Source organism: Paenarthrobacter sp. NPDC058040, from assembly GCF_042885775.1.
Classification (GTDB): Bacteria; Actinomycetota; Actinomycetes; order Actinomycetales; family Micrococcaceae; genus Arthrobacter.
Window position 1 is genome coordinate 1 of sequence record NZ_JBHVRN010000044.1, and the last position, 1,883, is coordinate 1,883.

Annotated in this window: 1 protein-coding gene; it reads left to right on the forward strand. The window is 59.7% G+C overall.

From position 1 onward, the window contains the following. Nucleotides 1-383: 383 nt before the first annotated feature. Nucleotides 384-1,643, forward strand: coding sequence for an amidohydrolase (locus ACFVSJ_RS24385; protein WP_387439698.1), 1,260 nt, complete (start codon nt 384-386; stop codon nt 1,641-1,643). Nucleotides 1,644-1,883: the final 240 nt, after the last annotated feature.

The following is a 1,883-nucleotide window of genomic DNA, read 5'->3' on the forward strand; positions in this document are numbered from 1 at the left end:
TAGCTTGTGTTGTAGTTATTTGCTTCCCTTTCCGCCGCGTTTGCAGGGGTGACTGAGGCGACGATCAGACATGGCGATGACGCCTGGAACCATCCCCGGTTCCGGCGCCTCGCTGAGGCCGTGGGCCCGTAAGGGACCACTAAGCACCAAAGACTCATCGGCAAGTCGCTGGAATTCCTGCTTCTTGCGGCTCCCCTACGAAACAAAGGGGTGGGTGAGAAACGATCTTTGGCGGGAAGCAGCCACTTCAGATCTCGCGGTGGTGGCCCAAGTGAGGCGCTCACGATTTGAGTCAACCAACGCAGACTTGCACCACCGCTTAACCATACGAATCCAACTGGCCAATCACAGCCTGACGGATCAGAAAGAACAGGGAGCTGACGATGACGCTTTTTGAAGCCACTCGCACTTCGTTGGCCGTTGACGGCGAACGAATGACTGAACTTTACCGCTGGTTTCACTCCCATCCCGAGTTGTCTCTCCAGGAACACAACACCGCGGTGCGTATTGAACAAGAGTTGGACGATATCGGCATCGCTCACTTCCGGTGTGGTGGGACCGGCGTGGTTGGCGTCATCGAAAACGGCGATGGTCCGGTGGTCGCATTTCGCGCCGACATGGACGGACTGCCGGTAGAAGAAGACACTGGGTTGAGCTTTGCGAGCACCGCCCGTGCCTCGCTGGCCGGCGACCAGGTCCCTGTCATGCACGCCTGTGGGCACGATATCCACATGACAGCGCTTCTGACCGCCGCGCGTGTCCTCTGCAATTCGCTCACCAGCTGGTCCGGGACGGTGGTCCTAATTTTCCAGCCAGCGGAAGAGATCGCCGCTGGGGCGCGCGCAATGATCGAGGATGGCCTATGGGACAGGGCTCCCAGACCGTCCGTTGTCTACGGTCAGCATGTGATGCCCCTGGCGCAGGGAAGTGTTGGATATGCCTCGGGCCATACGATGACGCTGGCCACCAGCTGGCGGGTATCGGTCCTCGGGCGTGGTTCTCATGCCTCGCAGCCTCATGCGTCCATCGATCCCATCACTCTCGGAGCACACATCATCACGCGGCTCCAGACAATTGTCTCCAGAGAAGTCGATCCCCGCAGTCCAGCAGTCGTCACGGTCGGAACTTTTCATGCCGGCGTCAAGGAAAACGTCATCGCTGACTGTGCAGAACTCACGCTCAATTTCCGAAGCTTTGATCAGGACGTCCACGAGCACATGCTCTCAGCTGCACGACGCATCATCAGCTCCGAAGCGTCCGCTTCGGGAGCCCCTGAGCCCAGGATCACAGAGCTCTACCGGTTCCCCAGGATCTACAACGACCCCGCTGCCACCGAAGATGTCATGGCCGCCTTGTCTGCCCGTCTCGGTGCCGACGCTGTACACCGTATCCCTCCCATGATGCATTCAGAAGACTTCGGGCTCCTGGCGGAAGCCATCAGTGTTCCCATCGTGTACTGGTTCGTCAACGGACACCAACCCCCTCGGCCTGACGGAGAAACCGTGCAAAACCACTCACCTCACTTTGCACCGGCCATGCAACCCACGCTCGGCAACGCGACAGAGGCGGCACTTGAGGCGATCCTGCACGGGCTGGGCACGAGCCTGTCGACCGTCGGCGATTTTTCTGCCCTGGCCGATTAGAAGAAGCCCTGCAAAAACGGACGGGGCCAAGGCAACCTGTCCCCGTCAGTTGCGAGATGCCAACCGCACGCCGGCAGAGCCCTCGTCCGGCAAGTTTTCGCTGCTTCATAACCCACAAGCAGAGGACCGGAACCGGGATACAGACCTTTAATCCGTCCCTCAAAGCAAAGGGGCCGTATGCGGCATCCGGAGTCAGGCCGGGCCAACTCCACCACTGCACCGCATAATTGGACCTCACTG